Origin of the sequence: Citrobacter sp. TBCS-14, assembly GCF_005280805.1 — a bacterium.
Classification (GTDB): domain Bacteria; phylum Pseudomonadota; class Gammaproteobacteria; order Enterobacterales; family Enterobacteriaceae; genus Citrobacter; species Citrobacter gillenii.
The window spans coordinates 1-279 of record NZ_SZWM01000634.1; the positions used below are offsets into that span (position 1 = coordinate 1).

Annotated in this window: 1 protein-coding gene; it reads left to right on the forward strand. The window is 56.6% G+C overall.

What is annotated here, in order from left to right; translation table 11 throughout:
* The coding region (locus tag FDX22_RS20355; RefSeq protein ID WP_146717691.1) for a BamA/TamA family outer membrane protein at positions 1-279 on the forward strand (279 nt) is incomplete at both ends.

A 279-nucleotide genomic window follows, 5' to 3' on the forward strand; every position in this document is an offset into this window, starting at 1 on the left:
CTCAGTTCCGGGAGTAGCGTGGAACTGAGCTGGGACGATCGTGATTTCGTACCCAATCCGCGTAAAGGGCAGTATGCCGATGTGCGCTACACCCGCTTTACTCCTGAGGTGGGGAGCGATACCCGGTTTGATGAATACCAGTTGCATTACAGCCGTTACCTCTCGCTGGACGATAAAAGCGTGCTGGCATGGGAGGCGGATGGCACGTTTACCCAGGGAGCAGTGCCGTGGAGCATGATGCCGCTGCTCGGTAGCAATCAACGCATGCGCGGTTATTAC